The sequence below is a fragment of the Janthinobacterium sp. LS2A genome, assembly GCF_036543145.1.
Lineage (GTDB): Bacteria > Pseudomonadota > Gammaproteobacteria > Burkholderiales > Burkholderiaceae_D > Janthinobacterium > Janthinobacterium aestuarii.
In genome coordinates this window covers 187,005-210,115 of sequence record NZ_JAZHPB010000009.1, presented here as the reverse complement: position 1 = coordinate 210,115, position 23,111 = coordinate 187,005, and the positions used below count along the sequence as shown (strand labels likewise).

Below are 23,111 nucleotides of genomic sequence, written 5' to 3'. Positions count from 1 at the left end.
CAGCGAGGTTGTCATGCATGCAATTGCAACGGCGGCAGACACGGCCACGGACCTGGCGGGCTGGCTGCGCCTGCAGCATCTGCCCGGCGTGGGGCCGGTGGCGGCGCGCGCCTTGCTGGCCCGCTTCGGCTTGCCGCCGCAAATCTTTGCCACGTCGTTCGAGGCCTTGCGCGAAGTGGTGCCGGCCAGCGTGGCGCGCGCCATCGTGCAGCCGCCCAAGCCGGTGGCCAACAGCCAGCTCGCGCTCACCCTGCAGTGGCTGGAGCGGCCCGGCAATGCCGTGCTGACCCTGGCCGATGCCGCGTATCCGCCGCTGCTGCTGGAAATCGCCGATCCGCCGCTCTTGTTATATGTGCGGGGACGGGCGGAACTGCTGTCGCGTCCCGGCGTGGCCATCATCGGCAGCCGCAATGCCAGCGCGCAAGGCATGCAGAATGCGGCTGCCTTCGCGCAAGCCCTCAGCGCGGCAGGCCTGACCATCATTTCCGGGCTGGCGCTGGGCATCGACACGCACGCGCACGAGGGCGGCTTGCGCGGCGAAGGCGCCACCGTCGCCGTGATCGGCACGGGGGCCGATCTGGTGTATCCACGTCGCAACCTTGATCTGGCGCAAAGAATCGCCGAGCAAGGCTGCATCGTCAGCGAGTACGCGCTGGGCTTGCCGGCCATGCCCGGTAACTTTCCGCGCCGCAACCGCCTGATCAGCGGCCTGGCGCGCGGCGTGCTGGTGATCGAGGCGGCGGCCCAGTCGGGCTCATTGATCACGGCGCGCCTGGCCGGCGAGCAGGGGCGCGACGTGTATGCCTTGCCCGGCTCCATCCACGCCACGCTGGCCAAGGGCTGCCATGCGCTGATCAAGCAGGGCGCCAAGCTGGTCGAGTCTGCCGATGACGTGCTGCAAGAGCTGCAGTGGCTGGGCGGCATTCCCAGCGCGCCGGCGGCGGTGGAAGATGAGACGCCGCTGCTGGCCGCGCTGGGCCACGACCCTCTCGATGCCGATACCCTGGCCGCGCGCAGCGGCCTGGCCATGGGCGTGCTGATGGCCGAATTGCTGGCGCTGGAGCTGGCGGGCCGGGTCGAACGCTTGCCGGGAGGACTGTTTCAACGCTGCAAATGACAGCTTGTCACTTGTGTGGCGGCCTTGCCGCACGGGCGCGCTTTGTCTGTGCGCACCCTTGTGTCTTAGCGAGCTTAGCTGCTAGAGTAGAGCCATGTTCGATATCCTGGTGTACCTCTACGAGACTTACTATCGCCCCGATGCCTGCCCCGAGCCGGCAGTCCTGGCGCGCAAACTGTCGGCCGTCGGTTTCGACGACGTGGAGATTTCCGAAGCGCTCGTGTGGCTGACGGACTTGAACGCCATGGCCGGCGTCGAACAAACCCTGACGGCCAGTTCCACGGGCACGCGCTTCTATGTGCAGCAGGAAAGCGACGTGCTGGGCACGGCCGCCATCGGTTTCATCCAGTTCCTCGAAAGCGCCAAGGTGCTTTCGCCGCTGCAGCGCGAAATCGTCATCGAACGGGCGCTGGCGCTCGACGAGGCTCCCGTTTCGCTGGGCAAGCTGAAAGTCATCGTGCTGATGCTGCTGTGGAGCCAGGGCAAGGAACCGGACGCCCTGATGTTCGACGACCTGTTCGTCGACGATGAAGACCTCCCGCCGCGCTTGCTGCACTAATATATACCCATATTCTTCGCTGCCTGTCCGACCCTGGCGCCGCCGCCGCGCCATCCCCTTTACTATGTGCTGCGGCACCGCACACGCCAGGCCCATGTGTTTGCGCCTGCGCATTCTTGCTTGCAGATAACTTGCCGAATTCTTCAATAGGCGCTTATCATTGGCCGCTTGACAAGACCACAAGTCACTGTGCCTTGCGCAGACAAAAGCGTCGGCGCCTGGCAATGCACTGTATGATGCGCATGCTGAAACTATCCTAGAGCATTTTTCGAGACTAAAAAATATGACAAAAACCCTCATCATCGCCGAGAAGCCTTCTGTCGCGAACGATATCGCGAAGACGCTTGGCGGCTTTACCAAGCACGATGAGTACTTTGAATCGGATGAATACGTCCTGTCGTCGGCGGTCGGCCACTTGCTGGAGATCGCCGTACCGGAAGAATTCGACGTGAAGCGCGGCAAATGGAGTTTCGCGCACTTGCCGATGATTCCACCGTATTTCGCGCTGAACCCGATCGCCAAGACGGAAGCGCGCCTCAAAGTATTAAACAAGCTGATCAAACGCAAAGACGTCACCACCCTCATCAACGCATGCGATGCGGGGCGCGAAGGCGAGCTGATTTTCCGCCTGATCGCGCAAAACGCGAAAGCCAAGCAACCGGTCAAGCGTTTGTGGCTGCAGTCGATGACGCCGGGCGCCATCCGCGACGGTTTTTCGCACCTGCGCAGCGACGAAGAAATGCTGCCGCTGGCCGATGCTGCCCGCTGCCGTTCGGAAGCCGATTGGCTGATCGGTATCAATGGCACGCGCGCCATGACGGCGTTCAATTCGAAAGAAGGCGGCTTCTACCTGACGACCGTGGGCCGCGTGCAAACGCCAACCCTGTCCATCGTCGTCGAACGCGAAGACAAGATCAAAAAATTCGTGCCGCGCGACTTCTGGGAAGTGCGCGCCGAATTCGTCTGCGCGGCCGGTATCTATGAAGGCCGCTGGCTCGACACGAAGTTCAAGAAGGACGAGAACGACCCCGAGAAGCGCGCCGAGCGCCTGTGGAGCAAGACGGCTGCCGACTCGATCGCCACCGCCTGCCGCGGCCGCCAAGGCATCGTCACGGAAGAATCGAAGCCGACTACCTCGATGGCGCCGGGCCTGTTCGACCTGACCAGCCTGCAGCGCGAAGCAAACTCGCGTTTCGGTTTCTCCGCTAAAAATACCCTGGGCCTGGCCCAGGCGCTGTACGAAAAGCACAAGGTGCTCACGTATCCGCGTACCGATTCGCGCCACCTGCCGGAAGACTACATGCCGACCGTGCTGCAGGCGCTGGAAACGGTCAAGGAAAACAGCAACTACCACCAGTTCGCCAAGCAGATCATCGACAAGGGCTGGGTCAAGCCGAACAAGCGCATCTTCGACAACACGAAGATCTCGGATCACTTCGCGATCATCCCGACGACGATCGCGCCAAAGAATCTGTCCGAGCCGGAACAAAAATTGTACGACCTCGTCACGCGCCGCTTCATGGCCGTGTTCTTCCCGCCTGCGGAATTCCAGGTCACCACGCGCTACACGGAAGTGTCCGGCCATCAGTTCAAGACTGAAGGCAAGGTCATGACCAATCCGGGCTGGCTGGCCATCTACGGCAAGGAAGCATCGACGGACGCCGACAAGGAAAGCAATGGCAACGGCAACCTGGTGCCCGTCGCCAAGGGCGAGAAAGTGCAGACGGAAAGCGTCAATGCCAACGGCCTGGTGACGAAACCGCCCGCGCGCTTCACGGAGGCGACGTTGCTGTCGGCCATGGAGGGCGCCGGCAAGCTGATCGACGACGACGAGCTGCGCGACGCGATGGCTGGCAAGGGCCTGGGCACGCCAGCGACGCGCGCGGCCACCATCGAGGGCTTGCTGACGGAACGCTATCTGATCCGCGAAGGCCGCGAACTGATTCCAACGGCCAAGGCGTCGCAGCTGATGACTTTGCTCAAAGGCCTGGGCGTCAATGAATTGACGGCGCCGGAGCTGACGGGCGAGTGGGAATACAAGCTGTCGCAGATGGAAAAAGGCAAGATTTCGCGTGAAGAGTTCATGCGCGAAATCGCGCAGATGACGCAAATCATCGTCAAGCGCGCCAAGGAATACGACAACGACACGATCCCCGGCGACTACGCGACGCTGGAAACGCCATGCCCGAATTGCGGCGGCGTGGTGAAGGAAAACTACCGCCGTTTCGCCTGTACCAAGTGCGAATTTTCGATGAGCAAGACGCCGGGCTCGCGCCAGTTTGAAATCGCCGAAGTGGAGCAATTGCTGAAGGACCGCACCATCGGCCCGCTGCAAGGCTTCCGTTCGAAGATGGGCCGTCCGTTCGCCGCCATCCTGCGCATTGTGCGCGATGAAGAGATCAAGAATTTCAAGCTGGAATTCGATTTCGGCCAGAACGACGAGAGCGAAGATGGCGAAGGCGTCGATTTCACGGGCCAGACGCCCGTGGGACCGTGCCCCAAGTGCAACGCCGGCGTGTACGAAATGGGCCTGGCCTATGTGTGCGAACACAGCGTGGCCAAGCCGAAGACGTGCGACTTCCGTAGCGGCCGCATCATCTTGCAGCAGGAAATCTTGCCGGAACAAATGGCAAAACTGCTCAACGATGGCAAGACGGACTTGCTGCCGGGCTTTGTTTCCCAGCGCACGCGTCGTCCGTTCAAGGCATTCCTCGTACGCGGCAAGGATGGCAAGGTGAGCTTCGAGTTTGAAGAGCGCAAGGCCAAGCCGGGCGCCAAGACCAAGGCGGCAGCCGCCGAGGTCGAAGGCGAAGAAGGCGCGGCGCCAGCGAAGAAAACGGCCGTCAAGAAAGCGGCAGCCGTGAAAAAGGCGCCAGCGAAGAAAGCTGCGGCCGTGAAAAAGCCAGCCGCCAAGAAGGCGCCGGCGAAGAAAGCGGCAGCGGCCGAGTAATCGGGCGCCAGCCAAACAAAAGCCAGGGATGTCCCTGGCTTTTTTTACGTCCCGATTTTCTTGGCCTTAGTCTGACGCTTAGTCGAGGTAGTCGGAATACTCGCGCTGCGCATAGTTCTGCAAATTCGCCCATGGCTGCGCCTTGCTGACGGTTGGCTGCAGCTTGACGTCGACCCGGCGGTAGAAGGTATTTGCGCGGTCGCCGCTTTCGATGATCAGCGGAATCTGCTTTTGCTCATCCCATAGAATGCGCTGGAACACGCCATTCTTTTCCACTTCGCGCCAGCGCGCGCCCGTCACGTTCGACGCCTGTTTCGACAGCGGCATGGCGGCCACCAGTTTCGGGTCCAGCAGATAAAAACTGTTTTCCCAGGAGCCGTCGAAATTGACGTTTTCGTACTCGGCTTTCGGGATGGAAACGACGATCTTGTCATGCGCATCAATGTATTCCACGCGCACGGTGTTCTTTTCCAGCATCACGTGGCGGGGGATCAGCACGGGATTGAAGTGCTTGTGCTCATGCTGCGTGGCCTTCAGTGCTACTTTCTTGTTCTCGCCGTGGTTGTGGCCCGCATGCGCGTCCGTCGATGGCGCCAGTACGCGCTCGACCCACACGTGGCCGGGGCGGCGCAGCATCTTTTCTTCGTAGCGGCTCTCGCGCGTCACGCCTTCGGGCGTCAGGACGCGGCTGTAATAGGTGATGCCCAGGTCCAGGTCGGCAGGAGCGGAAAGAGGAGCGGCTTGCGCGCTGGCGGCAAAGCCGGCGGCGAGGAGGACGGCGATCAGGGATGATTTCATGGTGTTGCCTTTACGTGCAGAGGGGCGGAGGGCCTACGCCATCCGCCCCGGTGGGGTTACCGTGTTGATGTGGATCAGAAGCCGAACGCCGCCTTCAGCAAGTCAAACACCTTGGTGTTGTCCAGGGTGCCCTTGAAGGTCTTCGCGCCGGCGCCCGTGGCCAGCAGCTTGACGTCGCCGCCGCCGTGGGTTTCGCTGGCCAGGCGCACACCCGTTTCTTGCAGGTAGTTGTCTTTCAGGGCCGTGGCGCTGTCGACGTTGCTGCGCAGGGCAGGGCGGTTCGGGCCATTGCCGAACACCAGGGTGGTGTAGGTATTGCCATCGGCATCCTTGCTCGGCTGGTTATCCTTGTAGCCGCGATTGATGTCGAGGATATTGTTGCCGCGCTTGCCATAGCCGTTGAAGGCCAGGGTGTGGTCATGGTCGGCCGTGACGACGATCAGGGTATTGGCCAGGGTCGGATCGGTTTCCTTGATCTTGGCGATGGCGGCCTTGATGGCGTCGTCGAAGGCGATGGTGTCCGTCAGCGCGCGCTTGGCGTTGATGCCGTGCAAGGCGTGATCGATGCGGCCGCCTTCGACCATCAGGAAGTAGCCGTTCGTGTTTTTCGACAGCAAGTCGATGGCCTTGAGCGTCATTTCCGACAGGCTAGGCTGGGTCGCGCCTTCACCCAGCGGTGGCGTGGCCGTACGGTCCAGTTCATATTCCAGGTGGCTGCGGGTGCTGTACAGGCCGATGAATTTCTTGCCGCTCGGCGCCGCCGCCATTTCCGCTTTCGTCGCGGCCACGGTGTAGCCCTTGGCGGCAAATTCCGTCAACAGGTTGCGGCCGTCGGCGCGGCCGTATTTGTTGCTGGTCGACCAAGGGGTGAAGTGGTTGCGGCCGCCACCCATCAGCACGTCGACGCCATCGCCCAGCGCCGCGTTGTAGCCCGCGCCGCCTGGCGTCGCTTGCGCGGCGATCGCGTATTGCGCATTGCGGTTGCAGATGTGCGAGAACGTCGTCGCCGGTGTGGCGTGCGTCAGTTCCGTGGTGGTGATGGCACCCACGGCCTTGCCCTTGGCTTTCGCCAATTCCAGGATGGTCGGCACGCTCTTGCCGCCGGCCGGGCAATTGTCCACGCCCAGGTTGCCATTGGCGTCGCGGCCGGGTTCCTTGGCGATCGTGTCCTGGGCCATCGAGATGACTTCATTGTTCATCTTGACGCCGGTCATGTAGGCGGCCATTGATGGCGCGCTGTCCGTCGTCTGCGCATCGTTCGAGAACGTTTTGATGCGCGCCGTGCGCTCCAGCGTGTCCATCGTCAGGCTGCCGTCTTCGCCGTATTTGTAGATGCGCGACGCCGTCACGACGGACGGGCCCATGCCGTCGCCGAGGAAGAAGATGACGTTCTTGGCGTCGGCGGCGTAGGCGCTGGCAACGCTGGCGGCCACGAGCGTGGTCAGCAAGGAGAGTTTAAATGCAAGTTTCATGTGCTTGTCCAATGTTGATGTCTTGGGGATTACAGACCGCCGGCCGTCTTGACCAGGCCGAATACTTTGGTGTTGTCGATGGTGCCCAGGAAGGTTTCCGAACCCTTGCCGATGGCGCCCAGGAAGACGTCGGTGCCGCCGTGGGTTTCATTGCCGGCCGCCGTGCGGATTACCGCCTCCTGGTGGTAGGTGTTGGCGCTGGTGACGGTTTCATCGAGGCTGGCCATGGCGGCGCGGCTCGACTGGGTGCGGTTTTCGCCATTGCCGAAGCCGATGATCGAATACGGTGCGCCATCCAGGTCTTTCTCGACAGCGCCGGTCACGTAGTTCTTCACCACGCCCAGCACGCCAGGGTTGCCGGCAGCCGTCTTGCCCGTGCGCTTGGCGTAGCCGTTCAGCACCAGGGTGTGGTCATGGTCGGCCGTGACGACGATCAGGGTATTGGCCAGGGTCGGATCGGTGAGCTTGGCTTTGTCGATGGCGGCCTTGATGGCGTTGTCGAACGCGACGGTGTCTTGCAGCGCTTTCTTGGCCGTCGTTTCGTGCAGCGCATGGTCGATGCGGCCGCCTTCGACCATCAGGAAGTAACCTTTCTTGTTCTTGGCCAGCACGTCCATGGCCTTGGTGGTCATGTCCGCCAGGCTAGGTTCCTTGGCCGCATCGCGGTCCAGGTCGTAGCTCATGTGGCTGGACGTGAACACGCCGAACAGGCGCTCCGTCTTGGCCGCATCGACGGCCTTGAAGTCGGTGGCGGTGTTGGCGACGGTGTAGCTTTTCGCTTTCAGTTCGGCCAGCAGGTCGCGCCCGTCGGAGCGCTTGCCGCCATCCTTGAACGGCTTGAAGAATTGCGCGCCGCCGCCGAGGACGACGTCCAGGCCAGCCGTGCCCAGCGCGCTGTTGTAGCCCGTGCCACCCGGCACCAGGGCCGCGGCGATATCGTTTTCCAGATCGCGGTGGCAGATGTGCGAATAGGTCGCGGCCGGCGTGGCGTGCGTCACGCGCGCCGTGCTGACGACGCCGGCGGCAAAGCCCTTGGCCTTGGCCAGTTCCAGCAATGTGGTGGCGGGCGTGCCGTTGCCGGTGCCGCATTTGTTGACCAGCTTGTTGCCGTTCGCATCCGTACCCGGATCGATGGCGACCGTGTTGGCCGACATCGAGATGACTTCATTGTTCATCTTTACGCCGGTCATGTAGGCGGCCATCGATGGTGCGCTGTCGGTCACTTGCGCGTCGTTCGAGAACGTCTTGACGAAGGCCGTTTCCGGCAGGGTGTCCATGGTCAGCGCACCTTCTTCGCCCACGGAATAGATGCGCGCGGCCGTCATGGTGGTCAGGCCCATGCCATCGCCGAGGAAGAAGATGACGTTTTTCGGCGGGGCTTCAGCCACTACCTCTTCTTTTTTTGCATCGCTGCCGCAGGCGGCCAGCATCAGGGTGATGGCGACGCTGCAGCCAGCGACGGAAATTTTTCTGCGTGTCATGTGGTTCATCCGGCTAGGTTTGAAAGAGCTAGCAAGATAACAATCCAATGTGACGCCATCATGACGCTGTGACACATTTGACACGTGGATGCGTGTCTGCCCGGCGTGTTGTTTTAGCGCACGTCCTCGGTGGAAAAGTACACCGTGCCGCGCAAGCGGGCCGTTTTTCCCGGTTGTGCGCGCAAGGCAGCTTGCAAGCTGGCGGCAGGAGTTTCCTGCACGCCGGTTTTCGCCACGACGACGTCGTCGTGCGGCGCATCCTGGGGGCTGGTCCAGGCGACGATATGCTCGAAATCGGGGCGGCTGTCGATACGCTTGACGAGGAAGCGCTGCGTGCCGTCGCCCACCTGCAGGTAGCGCGCGCTGGCGTGCGTGGCGGGGGCCGGCGACAGCTGGCGCATCAGCAGGACGCGCTCGACGATGATGGCGGCAGCGCCGTAGCCGGGTTCGGCTTTTCCATCCTTCTCGAAGTGTCCGCGCACCACCGTCGCCTGGAACTGGCGCAGCGGCAGCGGCGCGGCCGGCAGCAAGCGCGCCAGCTCGAAGTGTTCCGGTTCGAGGGTCCATAGCGCCGTATGGCCATCGAGCTGCTGGCGCAGCCGCGCATCGAGGACGGGGTCGGCCAGCCGCACTTGCAGCACCGCCTGGTAATCGTGCGGCGCATGGAACATCGGCAGGTGCGAGGCATACAGCCCTTGCTTGCCGCCAAACAGCACCATGCCGTGCAGGCCCCAGGTCAGGGGCGCGGCGTGGGCGAGGCCGGAGGCGAGCAGGAACAGAGAAAGGAAGAGGGTGCGCAGCATGGGTTTCATCGATGAGTTGGAATGCCAGGATGATAGGGCCGGTATCATGGACAGTACAGCAACCATTTTTCACTTTTTGTGTCCTGTCTGGAAATCATCATGAACATGAGCCTTGCCGACCTGCGCGTGTTTTGCAGCGCCGCGCGCCAGCCAACCCTGGGCGCGGCGGCGCTGGAACTGCACCTGACGCCATCGGCCGTGTCGAAAGCCTTGCGCCGTCTGGAGGGGGACATGGGCGCGCCCCTGTTTGACCGGAGCGGCAAGCAATTGCTGCTCAACGATAGCGGCCGTTTGCTGCTCGAGCGTGCGCGCACCTTGCTGGCGCTGGCCGAACAGGCGCGCCTGGACGTGATGGGCGAGCGGGGCGCCATCGATGGCCGCATCGCCGGCCCCGCCCTGCTGCTGTGGCGCCACGCGGATACCCTGGCGGCGGCGCTGGACGCCTATCCGCAGGCCAGCGTGCGTTTGCAACCGGCTTTCGAGGATGCGGCGCTGGCGGCCCTGGCGCGTGGCGATTGCCATGCGGCACTGGTAACGCAGGACGCCATCGCCCAGCGCGGCGCCGACTGGCCCGCCACCTGGCACAGCACGGCGCTGGGCAGCATGCGCATGCTGCTGGCGGCCGGGCGCGGCCATGTGCTGGCGCGCGGCGTGCCGGCAGCCTGCGCCTCCGTGCGCTGCGGCATGCGGGACGTCTTGCCGCACGCCTTCGCCAGCCCGACGCACTCTTTGCTGTGCGGCGAGGAGCGTGGCCGCCATGCCGATGGCTGGCGCGGCGTGGCCGGGCGCACCATCCGCTACTGGAGCGACGATGTGCAGTTGCTGTTGGGCTATGTGCAGTCCGGCCGGGCGCTGGCCTACCTGCCCGACTTCGCCGTGCGTGCGCACGATTTGCTGCAGGTCGAACTGGCTGGCAGCGTCGATTGCAGCGAACAAATCCTGCTCGTGTGGGATGGTGCGCTGGCAGGGCAGTGGCTGCACGCCTTGGCGCGGCAGTTGTCAATTCATCCGAATTGAGCAACAAACTATTGCGCTTTAACGGGTTTTTCTACCGAATCAAGCAACGTAAGATGCAGTCATCCCAATCATCTTGTGAAGGCAGATCATGTTCTCCAAAACCATCAGCAGCGTTCTTGTTTCCACCGTGTTTGCCGCCGGTGCCGCCTCGGCCGCCGCCAGCGCACCCCTGACCCTGGAAGTATTCAACCCGGGTGAAGAGGCCATCTTCCCCGTCGCTTCCGTGCTGGTCGCGGGCAAGCATGACGCCGTGCTGATCGATGCGCAATTCTCGCGCGCCGAAGCGCAAAAGCTGGTGGAGAAGATCCGCGCCAGCGGCAAGAAACTGACGACCGTGTACATCAGCCACAGCGATCCCGATTTCTACTTTGGCCTCGACGTGATCAAGGCCGCGTTCCCGCAGGCGAAAATCGTTGCCACGCCGGAAACGGTCGCCGAGATCCGCCGCAAGGCTGACGCCAAGGTCGCCTACTGGGGCCCGATCCTGAAGGACAATGCGCCGAAAAGCATCGTCATTCCGGAAGCGTTGAAAGGCAAGCACATCGCCCTGGAAGGCCAGTCGCTGGACATCGCCGGCCCGACGCCAGCGCGCACCTATGTGTGGATTCCATCGATCAAGGCCGTCGTCGGCGGCGTAGTGCTGTTTGGTAACTTGCACGTGTGGACGGCCGATACGCAAAGCGCGCAATCGCGCCAGGACTGGCTCAAGACCCTGGACGGCATCGCCGCCCTGAAACCGGTGACCGTCGTGCCTGGCCACTTCAAGGTCGGCTCGCCCCTGACGCCGGACAGCATCGGTTTTACGCGCGACTACCTGGTAACGTTTGAAGAAGAAACGGCCAAGGCCGCCAATTCGGCCGCCCTGATCGAGGCGATGAAAATGCGCTATCCGAAGCTGGGCCTCGATGGCGCTTTAGAAACCAGCGCGAAGGTAGCCAAAGGCGAAATGAAATGGTAAGCGGCAACAAGGAGGCTCTCATGCCCACACTGCACTACATTTTCGACCCGCTGTGCGGCTGGTGCTACGGCGCCGCGCCGCTGGTCGAGGCGGCGCGCGCCGTGCCTGGCCTGACGGTGGCGTTCCACGGCGGCGGCATGATGACGGGTAGCAATCGCCGCCAGATCACGCCCGAATGGCGTGGCTATGTGCTGCCGCATGACCGGCGCATCGAGCAAATGTCTGGCCAGCCCTTCGGCGACGCTTATATCAACGGCTTGCTGAACGACACGACGGCCATGATGGATTCCGAACCGCCGATCACGGCCATCCTGGCGGCTGAAGTCCTGGCCGGCAAGGGCCTGGACATGCTGCAGCGCGTGCAGCGCGCCCATTACGTGGACGGCTTGCGCATCGCCGACGTCCCCGTGCTGGTGACCTTGGCGCAAGAGCTGGGCATGGACGGGGCGGCATTCCAGGCCGAGTATGCGCGGCAGGCGGGCGCCGCCACGCAGCGGCACATCGACGCCAGCCGCGCCTTGCTGGCGCAGGTGGGCGGCCAGGGTTTTCCTACCTTCGTGCTCGACGATGGCAGCGGCAAGCTGTCCGTGATCGATATCGGCGGCTTCCTTGGCCAGCCGGAGAAATTGCAGGCGCAACTGGGCGGCGTGTGCGATGCACAAGGGTGTGCATTGTAAATAGCTATCGATTCGATAAAATCAATTAGCTTTTCCTTTGTTGTTGACCTCGTTACACTGCTTCCATTAGTCAACAACGAAGGAAAAGCAGCCATGAGCCAACAGCCGCCATTCAGTACCGCCTCGGGCATCCCCGTCGCCGACAACCAGAATTCCATCAGCGCCGGCCCCCGCGGCCCGCTGCTGCTGCAAGACTTCCACCTGATCGAAAAACTCCAGCATTTCAACCGCGAGCGCATTCCCGAGCGCGTCGTGCACGCGAAAGGCTCGGGCGCCTACGGCACCTTTACCGTCACGCACGACATCTCGCGCTACACCAAGGCCAAATTGTTTGCCGAAGTAGGCAAGCAGACGGCGACCTTCGCGCGCTTTTCCACGGTCGGCGGCGAACGCGGCAGTGCAGACACGGAACGCGACCCGCGCGGTTTCGCCGTACGTTTCTACACGGAAGAAGGTAACTGGGATTTGGTTGGCAACAACACGCCGATGTTCTTCATCAAGGACCCGATCAAGTTCCCCGATTTCGTCCACACGCAAAAGCGCGATCCGCAAAGCAATCTGAAATCGGCCGAAATGATGTTCGATTTCTGGAGCCATGCGCCGGAAAGCTTGCACCAGGTCACCATGCTGTTCTCGGACCGGGGCACGCCGGACGGCTACCGCCACATGGATGGCTTCGGCAGTCACACGTATAGCCTGATCAATGCCGACGGCCAGCGCGTGTACGTGAAATGGCACTTCAAGACGCGCCAGGGCATCAAGAATCTGCCTGCCGCGGAAGCGGGCCGCCTGGCCGGCGCTGACCCCGACTACGCGCAGCGCGACCTGTTCGGCGCCATCGCACGCGGCGATTTTCCACAGTGGGAAGTCAAGCTGCAGGTGGCGACGCAGGAGCAACTCGATGCATGGGAACAGCGCACGGGCTGGAACCCGTTCGATCTGACGAAAGTGTGGCCGCACGCGGACTTCCCGCTGCTGCCGGTCGGTATTTTCGAGCTGAACCGCAACCCGGACAATTACCATGCGGAAGTCGAGCAGGCCGCGTTTTCGCCGGCCAACGCCGTGCCCGGCATGGGTTACTCGCCGGACAAGATGCTGCAAGGCCGATTGTTCGCCTACCACGACGCCCAGCTGTACCGGGTCGGCACGAACCACCAGCATCTACCCGTGAATGCGGCCCGCTGCCCCTTCCACAACCAGCAGCGCGACGGTGGCATGGCGATCCACAATGGCGGCGCGGCACAGAATTACGCGAACGTGGCGGCGGCAGGCAGCGCGCCGCAAGGGCTGGGCCATGGCGAGGGGGCGCTGGCGCTCGACGGCGGTGCGGCGCGCTACGATGGGCGCGGCGTGGAAGACGACTTTACGCAAGCCGGCAATCTGTTCCGCCTGATGTCAGCGCAGGCGAAGCAAAACCTGTTCGACAACCTGGCCGGTCCCTTGAGTCTGGTGCGGCCGGAAACCTTGCAGCGTCAACTCGGTCACTTCGACCGGGCCGATGCCGCCTACGGCGCCGGCGTGCGGGCCGCCTTGCAGGCGCGCGGCGCGGCGTTGTAAGCGTGTGGCAGGCGGAACAAGCTTGTTCCGCCTGTTGTTGATGCAGCACAAATTAGAGACGGATACTAAATATTGCCGTATGGACATACTTGCCGTCCATGCGTAGACTTGTCGGTCTGATCTGACTAGAAAGTCTTGCAATATGAATATCGCGAAGCTGTCGGTGCATGGGGACGACCCCACGCTCAAATCCATCCTCGAAGTCTTGCCCACCGATCCTGAACGGCAATGGCGCAAGGGCGAGGCGAAGGGCGCGAATCGCGTGCATCTCGATTCCGGCTTTGAAGTGCTGATCGCGCAGGCGCCCAAATCGCAAGTGTTGCCCTCGCGCATACGCAGCTATCTGGCCGAATGCCGTTCGCGTGGCGTCACGTTCACGATGCCGCGCATCGTGGCCGAGCTGCAACTGGAGCTGAACGGCGATGACACGGTCGATGCGCCGCTCGACCTGTCGTTGGCCGACATGCAGCACCTGACGGAAATGGGTATCAGCCTGAGCCTGGTGACGCGTTCCGCCGCAGCCTGACTCCCCAGTGATACCGAAGTGGCCGCCCTGAACGCACGGGCGGCCATTGTTCGTCACGGCTCTTCGAGCTCGACGGTGACCATATTGTCGTCCGGCTTGCGGTCAATCAGCTTGTTGTCGGGATCGATGCCCGCCTTGCCGGGCCGGCTGCCGACGATGACGGTGTAGCTCGCCTGACGGGCCGTCATGCGCAGGCGCTCGCGCAGCAGCGGATGGCCATTTGCATCGTCGACGCCGATCTCGATCCAGTCGTGCAGCGGCGCGTCGTGTTCCTCTCCCTGTTCGCCAGCCGTCAATTTGCCCGCCTGCACCTTGATGGTGACGGCGTACTTGCCATCGCCGCGCCTGGTGGCCGTGGCTGACAGGGCGCGGTTGTCGAACAGCACGATTTTCTCGAACAGGTCGTCGATCAGATAAGCCTGCTCGGGCGGCGTGACCTGGCGCAAGCCGGCAATCAGGGCCGTCACGCTCGCATACGGCGGGCCTTTCTGGCCATGGGTTCTGAGCAGGTCGCGCAGCACGCCGTTGACCTTGTCTTCGCCGATGATATCTTGCAGCAAGTACATGGCCAGGCTGCCCTTGTGGTAGTGGATGTAGGCCTGGTTTTCATTCTCGGCCAGCGGCAATTCCTTCTTGCGCTCTTCGCTGCGTCCCATCAGGTATTGATTCAGGTCATAGCGCAGGAAGCGGCGCATCTTGGCCGGCCCCGCGGTTTTCTTCATCACCATCAGCGCCGAGTATTCGGCCAGGGTTTCGCTGAGCACGGTGGCGCCGCGCGTGTTGCCACCCACCAATTGATGCGCCCACCACTGGTGCGCCACTTCATGCGCCGTGACGTAGAACGGATAGTCGATGTCTTTCGGGTTCTTGTCGTCCACCTTGGCGATGAAACCGAGGCCTTCCGAGTACGGAATCGTGTTCGGGAACGATTGCGCGAACGTGGCGTAGCGGGGGAACTCGACGATGCGCAGGATCTTGTGCTGGTAGGGGCCGAAGTTCTTCGTGTAGTACTCGAGCGCTTCCTTGCTGCCGCGCACGAAACGATCGAGGTTGTATTCATGTCCCGGCTGGTAATACACGTCGATGGCCACATCTTGCCAGCGCTCGTGCTTGACGGCGTAGCGGGCCGACTGGAACGCGTAGAAATTCAGGATGGGCTGGTCCATCGTGTAGTGGAAGTAATGGCGGCCCTTGGCGATCCAGTCGTTGTCCAGCATGCCCGGCGCGATGGCCGTCTGGCCGTCGACGGTGCTGACGGTGGCGTCAAAGTTGATGCGGTCGGCGTCGTTGCTGACGTAATTGTCGGCCAAGCCCTTCGCATCGTCGCGCGGCAAGGCCCGTTCGCGCGCCGGCAAGCCGTGTTTCTTGCGGTCGCGCGGGTCCGTCAATTCCTGCTGCGGCTGGTAGCCGATGTGCGGCAGCACGGCGTTCGTGAAGAAGGTGCCGTTGGCGACCACGGGCGTGTCCTGGCCCAGGCCGAAGATGCCGCGCGGCGCATAGCGGATGTCGAAATCGAGGCCCAAGGTGGCGCCCGGCGCCAGCGGCGCGGCCAGGCGGTAGCTGTAGAAGCCCAGCTTGCCGTCGTCGAGGCCGGGATGCACGCGCGCGTCAAAACGCAGGCGCATGGTGGCGGTCGGGTCTTGCTGCACAAAAATGTGGCTGATCGGCAGGCTGGTCTTGTTTTGCAACAGATAGCGGCCCGTGACGATGAGGCTGCGCTGTGCCGGGTAGATGGCCACGTCGAGTTTCACGTCGGTGATTCTCGGCTGCGGCGTGGCGGCAAACTTGCGGTACTGGCGCTCGATGCTGGCGCGGTCCGCATCGCGGGAAAACTCGGATTGGTAATCGTTGGCCACGTGGAAAACATAGAACAGCACGCCGCCGGCGAAGACGAAGATCAGGGCGCCGCCGGCAAAGCTGGCCAGCACGCCATGCGTGAGGCCATGGCGGGCCAGGCGCAGGCGGATGCGCCAGCTGTCCTGTGCGCCGCGGGGCCAGAACAGCAGCGACAGCACCGTCAGCATGACGGCCGCGCCGCTCCAGTACAGCAAGTACCAGCGCTCGCGCAACACAAAGTGGCCGGCGCCGTTCATGGCCGAATACACGACTTCCGGCGTGCTGCCGTACAGCAGCAGCGGGTCGCCCAGGCCCAGCGAAGAAAAACTGATGCTGGCGATGTGGTACAGAATCATGGCGAAATACGCGAGGTATTTCTGATTGATTAGCACCTGCACGAAGATGGCCAGCACGGCCACCAGCGCATAGTAGGGCAGGTGCGACAGGAACAGCGATTCCAGGTACAGGCCGGGGTCGAGGCGGTAATAGCCTTTGAAGACCTGGATCGACATGCCGCACAGCATGATGACCAGGCTCAGCAAGGCTTGCAGGCCGACCAGCGCCAACAGCTTCGACAGTAGGGGCAGCCAGTTCGGCACGGGCAGGGCGTCGAGCATCAGATACGTGCCCGCTTCCCGTTCACGCCACACCAGCTCGCCCGCGTAGAAGGTGGTAATGATCAGCATGAACAGGGCGAACGAGGCGCTGACCATGTCCAGCACCTTTTCCGTCACGGGATAGGTATTCGTGCCGTACATGGAACCCATGTCCAGCGCGCCCGCGTACATGGTCAGCACGCCGGCCAGCACGATGACGACAAAATAGATATTCTTGATGGTTTCGCGCAGGTTCAGCCAGCTCATCTTGAGAAGCAGGGCGGCCAGGTTGCGTTGCGCGAAGTCGGGCGTTTCCTGCGTGGACAGCGAGGCGTTCGACAGGCGCTGCGGCGCCTCGCCCTCGCTGCGGCGCCTGGCGGCGCCCGCGTCCGTTGTCGCATGGAACTGGAAGCGCCAGTAGCCGAGCAGCAAGGCCACGAGGGCGAAGCCGGACCAGATGGCGCGGTTCAGCAGGTACACGCCTTCCAGGGTCACCAGGCGCGTGTTGCGCTCCGCGTTCGGCCAGTATTCCGTCAGGCGTATCAGCGCCGTGGTGCCGAAGGGGTCGATCAGGGCGGCCAGGGTCTTGTAGTCGAGGTCGCGCGCCAGCGACGGCGCCACCAGGTAGCCGATCAGCATCACCACCGAGCTGATGTACACCGGCAGCATGCGCCGCGTGAGTGCCGCGATGACGAAGAAGATGGCGCCGAAGATGAACAGGTTCGGCAGCAGGGTAAATACATACGGCATCAGGTAGGCGAGCGCCCGTTGCGGCCCCAGCCGTTCCGGGTCGATGCCGGGCAGCCAGGCGCCCAGCCAGGCACCGATGACGATGCTGGAAAACACCACGGCCAGCACCAGATAGGCGCCGAGGAAGCGGCCGAATACGTACTGGTATTTCTTGATCGGCGCGCTGAAGAAGAAATGCTGCATGCCGTATTCGAAATCCTGCTGCACCGAGCGGCCCATCATGGCGGCCACCACCACGGCGCCGAAGCAGCCGAGCAGGCTGCACGTGAACGCCAGCGAGCGCGGCGCGTTGATCAGGAACTTGCCGCCGAAACTGATGCTCGCTTCTTTGAAGACGCCGCCGGCCGCCGCCATCCACAGCATGGCCAGCGCCAGGAACATGGCGAAATACACCCAGGTGGACAGCAGCTTGAGCCGCTGTCGCGCTTCAAAGCGGGCGATGGCAAACATGGCCGTCCCCTCAGTCGCACTGCTGGGCGACGCGGTGGCGCCCGGCAATGGTGGCGAAATACAGGTCTTCGAGGTCGCCGATGGCTTCCTCGAAGCCGTCGCCCGGGTCGTCGTCGCTGTAGACGTGGATCAGGGTACGGCCCGACAGCAAGCGCGTGGAAATGACGGCGTGGCGCTGCTGGAAGCTGGCTAGCTCTTTCTTGTCGACAAAGCGCGCCCAGATCTTGCAGCTGACTTCGTCGATCAGTTCCTGGGTCTTGCCGCACAGCAGCAAATGGCCCTTGTTGATGATGGCCATGTTGGCGCACAGGTCGGCCACGTCGGACACGATGTGGGTCGACAGGATCACCGTCTTGTCTTCGCCGATGTCGGACAGCAAGTTGTGGAAGCGCACGCGCTCCTGCGGGTCGAGGCCGGCCGTCGGCTCGTCGACGATGATCAGCTTCGGGTCGCCCAGCAGCGCTTGCGCGATGCCGAAGCGCTGGCGCATGCCGCCGGAAAAGCCGCCCAGGCGCTGGTGGCGCACGTCGAACAGATTGGTTTGCTGCAACAGCCCGTCGACGACTTCGCGCCGGCGCGCCCGCTGCGACAAGCCTTTTAACATGGCGAAGTGGTCGAGCAGCTCATAGGCCGTCACTTTCGGGTACAGGCCGAAGTCTTGCGGCAGGTAGCCGAGCATGCGGCGGATCTCGTCCTTGTCGTCGAGCACGTCGTAGTCGCCGAAGAAGATCGAGCCGGAATCGCATTCCTGCAAGGTGGCCAGGGTGCGCATCAGGGTCGACTTGCCGGCGCCGTTCGGGCCCAGCAAGCCGAACATGCCCGGCGGTATCGTCAGCGAAACATTGTCCAGCGCCACCACGCCATTCGCGTAGGTCTTCGACAATTTGCGGATCTGCAATTCCATACAACTCCTAACTCATGCGTTGCTGCCCGATGCGACAGGGCTACTCTATGCTGGCATTGTATTGAATTTAAGACGTACTGGGCAGTTGCATGCGATACACGGCATTTTCGCGTGCCCAGAGTGCAGCCGGGCGGGGCGGATGGCGCCCCGCCGCGAGTCACATGGCAAGTTTAATTGCGGAATAACACCGATTCGCGATTGAACCACCAGCGGCACAGGGCCAGCAGCGCACCCGCGATCACCGTGGTCGAGGCCAGGATCACGCCGAACATGCGGTAATCCATGGTGCCCTTGACCAGTTCCTTCATGGCCAGCGACACATTCGTCAGCGGCACCATGGCCCACATCCAGTTCAGTTCGACGCCGGGCAGCATGGCCGCCACCGTGGGCAGGATGACGAACAGCATCAATGGCGTGATCATGCCGGCCGCTTCCTTGTAGCTTTTCGCGTAGATCGAGATCGACAGCAGCAGCGAGGCGAAGATGGCGGCCGTCGGCACCAGCATCAGGGTCACCATGGCCAGGTCGGGCAAGCCGATGCTGCGTACCATGACGGCCATGTTGCCTTCGAGCGAACTGCCGAAGATGGCCAGCAGGGCGCCCATGCTGCCCACCATCAGCACGGCCGAGGTCATGCCGACGGTAAACAGCACGAGGAACTTGGCCACCACGATGGCGCTGCGCGGCACGGGCGCCAGCAGCAGGGTTTCCAGGGTGCCCCGTTCCTTTTCGCCCGCGCCCAGGTCGATGGCCGGATACATGGCCGCCGTCAGGCACACCATCAGCAGCAGATACGGCAGCATGCCGCCGACGATGGCGCCCATCTGCTCGCGCTCGTTGGCCGTCGATTGCTTGTCGAGCACGATGGGGTGCAGGGCAAAGGCCAGCTGGGCCGGGCTCAGATTCAGGGCCGACAGCGCGCTTTCGCGCAGGCTGGCGTTGTAGGCCTCGACGATCTCGCGCACCCGCTGCTGGGTCACGTCGACCGTGCTGGCGCTGTTGTAGTGCAGGGTGACCTTGGCTTGCTGCTGTTGCTGCAGCGTCTCTTCAAACCGGGGCGGGATGACGACGGCGAACTTGATGCTGTCGTCGCCGATGGCGCGGCGAATGTCTCCCTCGCTGGCCAGCGGCACTTCGCGCAGGTTGTGCTGCTGCGCAAAACGCGCGCTCAAGCCCGGTGAATGGTCCTTGCCGAACAGCGCGTAGCGCATTTCCGCCGTTTTCGCGTTCTTGAACATATTGCTGGAAACATAAGCGAAGCCGCCAAAGATCAGCGGCATGGCAAAGATGGGGATGAGGATGGTGAAGATCAGCGTCTTGCGGTCGCGCGTGAGTTCCAGCAACTCTTTCAGATAAATGGTCCACATGGCTCAGGCTCCCTGGTTGATGACGCTGACAAAGGCGTCGTACAAGTCCGCGCTGCCGCCCAGGTGGCGCAGTTCGTTGACCGTGCCATTGAAGGCGGTGGTGCCGCGGTTGATGATGCAGACGCGGTCGCACAGCTTTTCCACCTCGTGCAGGTGGTGCGTGGAAAAGATCAGCGGCACGCGCAGCGCCTTGTAGCTGGCGATGAAGTCGAGCAGGATCTTGGCCGACATTACGTCGAGGCCCGTCGTCGGCTCGTCAAGGATCACCACCTGCGGCTCGTGCACGACGGTGCGGGCGATCGCGCACTTCTGTTTCATGCCCGTCGACAGCTGATCGGCCCGCTTGCCGCCGTACTCTTCCATTTGCAGCAGGGCAAACAGCTCGTCGCAGCGGCGTTTCAGCTTGTCGGCCGGCATGCCATGCAGGCGGCCAAAGTACTCGACGTTTTCGCGCGCCGTCAAGCGGCCGTACAATCCCGTCGAACCGGACAGGAAGCCGATGCTCTGGCGCGCCACCAGCGGTTGCTGCAAGACATCGACGCCGTTGACGAGGGCGCTGCCCGCGTCCGCCTGCAAGGCCGTCGACAGCAGGCGCAGGGTGGTCGTCTTGCCAGCCCCATTCGGGCCCAGCAGGCCCAGCACTTCGCCGGGAGCGCAACTGAAACTGACGTCGCGCACGGCGTGGAACCAGCCCTCATGTTCGCGCGGATCGCTAACGTGCACGCCCTTACCCTTGTGGGGCGGCATGCGGAAACGTTTTGCCAGGTGTTTGACCTCAATCATGTGCTTCATCCATTCAATGGTGAAGAACGAGAGTAGCATGCAAAAAATGTAACTTGCAAGGTGGAAATATCGTTTGGTCTATTGAAAAAAACAGCATCTTCATGCAAGCTGGCCCGGTGGGCGCCGGCGGACGGCGCGGGAGAGCGCAATGCAAACGATCGATCAGGCGATGCAGGACAAGGTACTGGCCGTGGCCCGTGCCGGCATGACCAGTGCCGAAGCCATCGGTTTCTTCCGCGTCAGCCTGGGGCTGTACTACCTGGCCGGCCTGATGACGGAGGAAACCCTCGATTTCAAGCAGATCGACGCGAAGTACAACCGTTTTATCTACCACTCCATAGGTGGCGGCCACAGCATCGCCAGCGTGCTGCAGTTCATGAGCGGCGAGAAAGTCTTGCGCGTGCTGCAATCGGAGCGTTTTCGCGCCGCGTTCGCCCAGCACTGCCTGGATATTCCCGTCGACAGTATTTCTTTCTTGATTTCATTGAACCTGGGCGTGGCGAAAAGCCTGTCCGGCCTGGACGCCGTCGGCCCCGTGGTGGACTGGATCGAGCAGGAAAAAGCGCGCACAAGTCAATAAAGCCCCGATCCCCCTGCGCGCGGCGTGGGGACGGCTGGCCGCTATCGTCCTATAATTCATGTTTTCCCTGACATGAATAGCCACGATGACCGCAAACCGCCATTTTGACCCCCTGGATCGTTTGATTGTTGGCGCCGACAAGGCCTTGCGCGTCATGGCGGGCGTGGCCTCGGCCTCGCGCCCCACGCCAGCCGCGCATGCGCCCGATGCGGAGCTAAGCCCGGCCGAACAGCGCCACAGCGCCGGCTTGATGCGCGTCAACCATGTGGGCGAAGTGTGCGCGCAAGCCCTGTACAACTCGCAGGCGCGCTATGCGCACAGCCCGGCCATCCGCGCCCAGTTCGACGAAGCGGGACGCGAAGAGGAAGACCACCTGGCCTGGACGGCCCAGCGCCTGACGGAGCTGGGCTCGCGTCTGAGCCTGCTCAATCCCCTGTGGTACGCCGGTTCGTTTGCGCTGGGCACCATTGCCGCGCGCATGGGCGACGGCCGCAGCCTGGGTTTTGTAGTGGAAACGGAACGCCAGGTGGAAGCGCATTTGGCTAGCCACTTGCAGGAATTACCGCCGCAGGACGCCAAGTCGCGCGCCATCGTCAAGCAAATGGCCATCGACGAAGTGGAACACGGCGCCGCCGCCCAGAGACTGGGCGCCATCGATACCCCGGCGCCCGTGAAGGCGCTGATGGGGTTGATGGGTAAAGTGATGACAAAAACAGCGTATTACATCTGATACTTCTGCGTAGGTCGGGTAGGTCGGCTTAGCGCGCAGCGCGTAAGCCGACAACATTGTTGGCGTCGGTAGTGTCGTCGGATTACGCGGGGCCTTGCCCCGCTAATCCGACCTACATCATTCCTCGATGATTTCGAAGGAATGCGTAATCTCGGCCGTCTTGGCCAGCATGATCGACGCCGAGCAATATTTGTCATGCGACAAGGCCACGGCCCGTTCCACAGCCGTCGGTTTCAGGGCCTTGCCCCGCACCGTGAAATGGAAGTGGATCTTGGTGAATACTTTCGGATCGGTGTCGGCGCGGTCGGCCTTCAGGGTCACTTCGCAGCCACTGACGGCTTCGCGTCCCCGCTTCAGGATCAGCACCACGTCATAGGCGGTGCAGCCGCCTGTGCCCAGCAAGACCATTTCCATGGGGCGCGGCGCCAGGTTGTGGCCGCCGCCATCGGGCGCGCCATCCATGGTCACCAGGTGGCCGGAACCCGTTTCTGCCCGAAAACTCATGCCCGACGGGCCATTCCAGCTGACTTTGCATTCCATCGTACTCTCCGAAAATTGTAAGCGTTTTGTATTGTAATAGAGGAATGCCCATCCATGTGCCGGCCGCCGGGCCGCAGCCGGCCTCGATTGCGGCTTGACGCGGCAAGGCAAAGCCGCTTATACTTGTCGGCTTTCCGTTCGCTCAGGAAAAGTAAATAAGGCAGAGTCCGAACGGCAACATCGTCGGAACCACCATTTGAGCGTGTAATCTATTAGGAAGTCAACATGAAAACATTTTCCGCTAAAGGACATGAAGTCCAGCGCGATTGGTTCGTGGTTGACGCGACGGACAAAGTCCTCGGACGTGTTGCCAGCGAAGTGGCACTCCGACTGCGCGGCAAACACAAACCAGAATTTACTCCTCACGTCGATACCGGCGACTTTATCGTCGTCATCAACGCAGGCAAACTGCGTGTGACCGGTACCAAAGCTACTGAGAAAATTTACTACCGTCACTCTGGCTATCCAGGCGGCATCTACGAAACCAACTTCCAGAAAATGCAACAGCGTTTTCCAGGTCGCGCGCTTGAGAAAGCGGTCAAAGGCATGCTGCCTAAAGGCCCACTCGGCTACGCAATGATCAAGAAGCTGAAAGTGTACGCGGAAGGTTCCCATCCGCACGCTGCTCAGCAACCTAAAGCACTTGTTCTCTAAGGAACT

Annotated in this window: 20 protein-coding genes; 11 read left to right on the top strand and 9 right to left on the bottom strand. The window is 62.4% G+C overall.

The window, feature by feature from the left end:
- The first annotated feature begins 13 nt into the window (after positions 1-13).
- The 3 genes from dprA (at position 14) to V3C40_RS23520 (ending at position 4,626) form a co-directional block, all read left to right on the top strand.
- On the top strand, positions 14-1,117 hold the full coding sequence (gene dprA, locus V3C40_RS23530; protein WP_331778667.1) for a DNA-processing protein DprA: 1,104 nt from the start codon (positions 14-16) through the stop codon (positions 1,115-1,117).
- A gap of 94 nt (positions 1,118-1,211) precedes the next feature.
- Positions 1,212-1,676, top strand: a complete 465-nt coding sequence (locus tag V3C40_RS23525; protein ID WP_034749287.1) for a DUF494 family protein — start codon at positions 1,212-1,214, stop codon at positions 1,674-1,676.
- A gap of 283 nt (positions 1,677-1,959) precedes the next feature.
- Positions 1,960-4,626: a DNA topoisomerase III gene (locus V3C40_RS23520; protein ID WP_072456710.1), complete on the top strand. Its 2,667-nt coding sequence runs from the start codon at positions 1,960-1,962 to the stop codon at positions 4,624-4,626.
- 78 nt (positions 4,627-4,704) lie between these two features.
- On the opposite strand, the gene V3C40_RS23515 is transcribed toward V3C40_RS23520, so the two are convergent.
- The 4 genes from V3C40_RS23515 to V3C40_RS23500 form a co-directional block, all read right to left on the bottom strand.
- Positions 4,705-5,424, bottom strand: a complete 720-nt coding sequence (locus V3C40_RS23515) for a hypothetical protein (protein WP_331778666.1) — start codon at positions 5,422-5,424, stop codon at positions 4,705-4,707.
- A 74-nt stretch (positions 5,425-5,498) separates the two neighbouring features.
- Positions 5,499-6,896, bottom strand: coding sequence for an alkaline phosphatase (locus V3C40_RS23510; protein WP_331778665.1), 1,398 nt, complete (start codon positions 6,894-6,896; stop codon positions 5,499-5,501).
- A 29-nt stretch (positions 6,897-6,925) separates the two neighbouring features.
- Positions 6,926-8,377 carry an alkaline phosphatase gene (locus V3C40_RS23505; RefSeq protein WP_080698501.1) on the bottom strand — a complete coding sequence of 484 codons (1,452 nt, stop codon included), beginning with the start codon at positions 8,375-8,377 and terminating at the stop codon, positions 6,926-6,928.
- Positions 8,378-8,490: 113 nt separating this feature from the next.
- A complete protein-coding gene (locus V3C40_RS23500) occupies positions 8,491-9,180 on the bottom strand; it encodes a hypothetical protein (protein ID WP_080698496.1) in 690 nt (229 codons plus the stop codon).
- Between the two features lie 99 nt (positions 9,181-9,279).
- Here V3C40_RS23500 and V3C40_RS23495 point away from each other — a divergent pair, with 99 nt between their 5' ends.
- The 5 genes from V3C40_RS23495 (at position 9,280) to V3C40_RS23475 (ending at position 13,915) form a co-directional block, all read left to right on the top strand.
- Positions 9,280-10,197 carry a LysR family transcriptional regulator gene (locus V3C40_RS23495; RefSeq protein WP_072456983.1) on the top strand — a complete coding sequence of 306 codons (918 nt, stop codon included), beginning with the start codon at positions 9,280-9,282 and terminating at the stop codon, positions 10,195-10,197.
- Between the two features lie 88 nt (positions 10,198-10,285).
- Positions 10,286-11,155, top strand: coding sequence for an MBL fold metallo-hydrolase (locus tag V3C40_RS23490; protein WP_034749273.1), 870 nt, complete (start codon positions 10,286-10,288; stop codon positions 11,153-11,155).
- 20 nt (positions 11,156-11,175) lie between these two features.
- On the top strand, positions 11,176-11,832 hold the full coding sequence (locus V3C40_RS23485) for a DsbA family protein (protein WP_034749270.1): 657 nt from the start codon (positions 11,176-11,178) through the stop codon (positions 11,830-11,832).
- 93 nt (positions 11,833-11,925) lie between these two features.
- Complete coding sequence (locus V3C40_RS23480; protein WP_331778664.1) at positions 11,926-13,389, top strand: catalase; 1,464 nt, start codon at positions 11,926-11,928, stop codon at positions 13,387-13,389.
- A 142-nt stretch (positions 13,390-13,531) separates the two neighbouring features.
- A complete protein-coding gene (locus tag V3C40_RS23475) occupies positions 13,532-13,915 on the top strand; it encodes a hypothetical protein (protein WP_072456723.1) in 384 nt (127 codons plus the stop codon).
- A 53-nt stretch (positions 13,916-13,968) separates the two neighbouring features.
- On the opposite strand, the gene V3C40_RS23470 is transcribed toward V3C40_RS23475, so the two are convergent.
- The 4 genes from V3C40_RS23470 to V3C40_RS23455 all read right to left on the bottom strand — a co-directional run bounded on the left by V3C40_RS23470 (position 13,969) and on the right by V3C40_RS23455 (position 20,601).
- A complete protein-coding gene (locus tag V3C40_RS23470; protein WP_331778663.1) occupies positions 13,969-17,547 on the bottom strand; it encodes an ABC transporter permease/M1 family aminopeptidase in 3,579 nt (1,192 codons plus the stop codon).
- Between the two features lie 10 nt (positions 17,548-17,557).
- Positions 17,558-18,451, bottom strand: coding sequence for an ABC transporter ATP-binding protein (locus V3C40_RS23465; protein ID WP_034749256.1), 894 nt, complete (start codon positions 18,449-18,451; stop codon positions 17,558-17,560).
- A 170-nt stretch (positions 18,452-18,621) separates the two neighbouring features.
- Positions 18,622-19,818, bottom strand: a complete 1,197-nt coding sequence (locus V3C40_RS23460; protein WP_070301628.1) for an ABC transporter permease — start codon at positions 19,816-19,818, stop codon at positions 18,622-18,624.
- Between the two features lie 3 nt (positions 19,819-19,821).
- Positions 19,822-20,601, bottom strand: a complete 780-nt coding sequence (locus V3C40_RS23455) for an ABC transporter ATP-binding protein (protein WP_331778662.1) — start codon at positions 20,599-20,601, stop codon at positions 19,822-19,824.
- A gap of 148 nt (positions 20,602-20,749) precedes the next feature.
- Here V3C40_RS23455 and V3C40_RS23450 point away from each other — a divergent pair, with 148 nt between their 5' ends.
- Together V3C40_RS23450 and coq7 are read left to right on the top strand one after the other, a co-directional pair.
- Positions 20,750-21,181 (top strand): hypothetical protein, encoded by a 432-nt coding sequence (locus tag V3C40_RS23450; protein WP_331778661.1) that lies wholly within the window; start codon positions 20,750-20,752, stop codon positions 21,179-21,181.
- A gap of 85 nt (positions 21,182-21,266) precedes the next feature.
- Complete coding sequence (gene coq7, locus V3C40_RS23445) at positions 21,267-21,911, top strand: 2-polyprenyl-3-methyl-6-methoxy-1,4-benzoquinone monooxygenase (protein ID WP_077399524.1); 645 nt, start codon at positions 21,267-21,269, stop codon at positions 21,909-21,911.
- A gap of 117 nt (positions 21,912-22,028) precedes the next feature.
- On the opposite strand, the gene V3C40_RS23440 is transcribed toward coq7, so the two are convergent.
- Positions 22,029-22,451: an OsmC family protein gene (locus V3C40_RS23440; protein ID WP_034749235.1), complete on the bottom strand. Its 423-nt coding sequence runs from the start codon at positions 22,449-22,451 to the stop codon at positions 22,029-22,031.
- A 225-nt stretch (positions 22,452-22,676) separates the two neighbouring features.
- Here V3C40_RS23440 and rplM point away from each other — a divergent pair, with 225 nt between their 5' ends.
- Positions 22,677-23,105: a 50S ribosomal protein L13 gene (gene rplM, locus V3C40_RS23435; protein ID WP_010393282.1), complete on the top strand. Its 429-nt coding sequence runs from the start codon at positions 22,677-22,679 to the stop codon at positions 23,103-23,105.
- Positions 23,106-23,111 lie beyond the last annotated feature (6 nt).

Bases quoted from the DNA above. Each gene is read 5' to 3' on its own strand.
- V3C40_RS23450 (WP_331778661.1), top strand. From the start codon at position 20,750: ATGCAAACGATCGATCAGGCGATGCAGGACAAGGTACTGGCCGTGGCC.
- V3C40_RS23520 (WP_072456710.1), top strand. From the start codon at position 1,960: ATGACAAAAACCCTCATCATCGCCGAGAAGCCTTCTGTCGCGAACGAT.
- V3C40_RS23525 (WP_034749287.1), top strand. From the start codon at position 1,212: ATGTTCGATATCCTGGTGTACCTCTACGAGACTTACTATCGCCCCGAT.
- V3C40_RS23510 (WP_331778665.1), bottom strand. From the start codon at position 6,896: ATGAAACTTGCATTTAAACTCTCCTTGCTGACCACGCTCGTGGCCGCC.
- rplM (WP_010393282.1), top strand. From the start codon at position 22,677: ATGAAAACATTTTCCGCTAAAGGACATGAAGTCCAGCGCGATTGGTTC.
- coq7 (WP_077399524.1), top strand. From the start codon at position 21,267: ATGACCGCAAACCGCCATTTTGACCCCCTGGATCGTTTGATTGTTGGC.
- V3C40_RS23475 (WP_072456723.1), top strand. From the start codon at position 13,532: ATGAATATCGCGAAGCTGTCGGTGCATGGGGACGACCCCACGCTCAAA.
- V3C40_RS23500 (WP_080698496.1), bottom strand. From the start codon at position 9,180: ATGCTGCGCACCCTCTTCCTTTCTCTGTTCCTGCTCGCCTCCGGCCTC.
- V3C40_RS23465 (WP_034749256.1), bottom strand. From the start codon at position 18,451: ATGGAATTGCAGATCCGCAAATTGTCGAAGACCTACGCGAATGGCGTG.
- V3C40_RS23455 (WP_331778662.1), bottom strand. From the start codon at position 20,601: ATGATTGAGGTCAAACACCTGGCAAAACGTTTCCGCATGCCGCCCCAC.
- V3C40_RS23485 (WP_034749270.1), top strand. From the start codon at position 11,176: ATGCCCACACTGCACTACATTTTCGACCCGCTGTGCGGCTGGTGCTAC.
- V3C40_RS23490 (WP_034749273.1), top strand. From the start codon at position 10,286: ATGTTCTCCAAAACCATCAGCAGCGTTCTTGTTTCCACCGTGTTTGCC.
- V3C40_RS23505 (WP_080698501.1), bottom strand. From the start codon at position 8,377: ATGACACGCAGAAAAATTTCCGTCGCTGGCTGCAGCGTCGCCATCACC.
- V3C40_RS23480 (WP_331778664.1), top strand. From the start codon at position 11,926: ATGAGCCAACAGCCGCCATTCAGTACCGCCTCGGGCATCCCCGTCGCC.
- V3C40_RS23470 (WP_331778663.1), bottom strand. From the start codon at position 17,547: ATGTTTGCCATCGCCCGCTTTGAAGCGCGACAGCGGCTCAAGCTGCTG.
- V3C40_RS23515 (WP_331778666.1), bottom strand. From the start codon at position 5,424: ATGAAATCATCCCTGATCGCCGTCCTCCTCGCCGCCGGCTTTGCCGCC.
- V3C40_RS23460 (WP_070301628.1), bottom strand. From the start codon at position 19,818: ATGTGGACCATTTATCTGAAAGAGTTGCTGGAACTCACGCGCGACCGC.
- dprA (WP_331778667.1), top strand. From the start codon at position 14: ATGCATGCAATTGCAACGGCGGCAGACACGGCCACGGACCTGGCGGGC.
- V3C40_RS23440 (WP_034749235.1), bottom strand. From the start codon at position 22,451: ATGGAATGCAAAGTCAGCTGGAATGGCCCGTCGGGCATGAGTTTTCGG.
- V3C40_RS23495 (WP_072456983.1), top strand. From the start codon at position 9,280: ATGAACATGAGCCTTGCCGACCTGCGCGTGTTTTGCAGCGCCGCGCGC.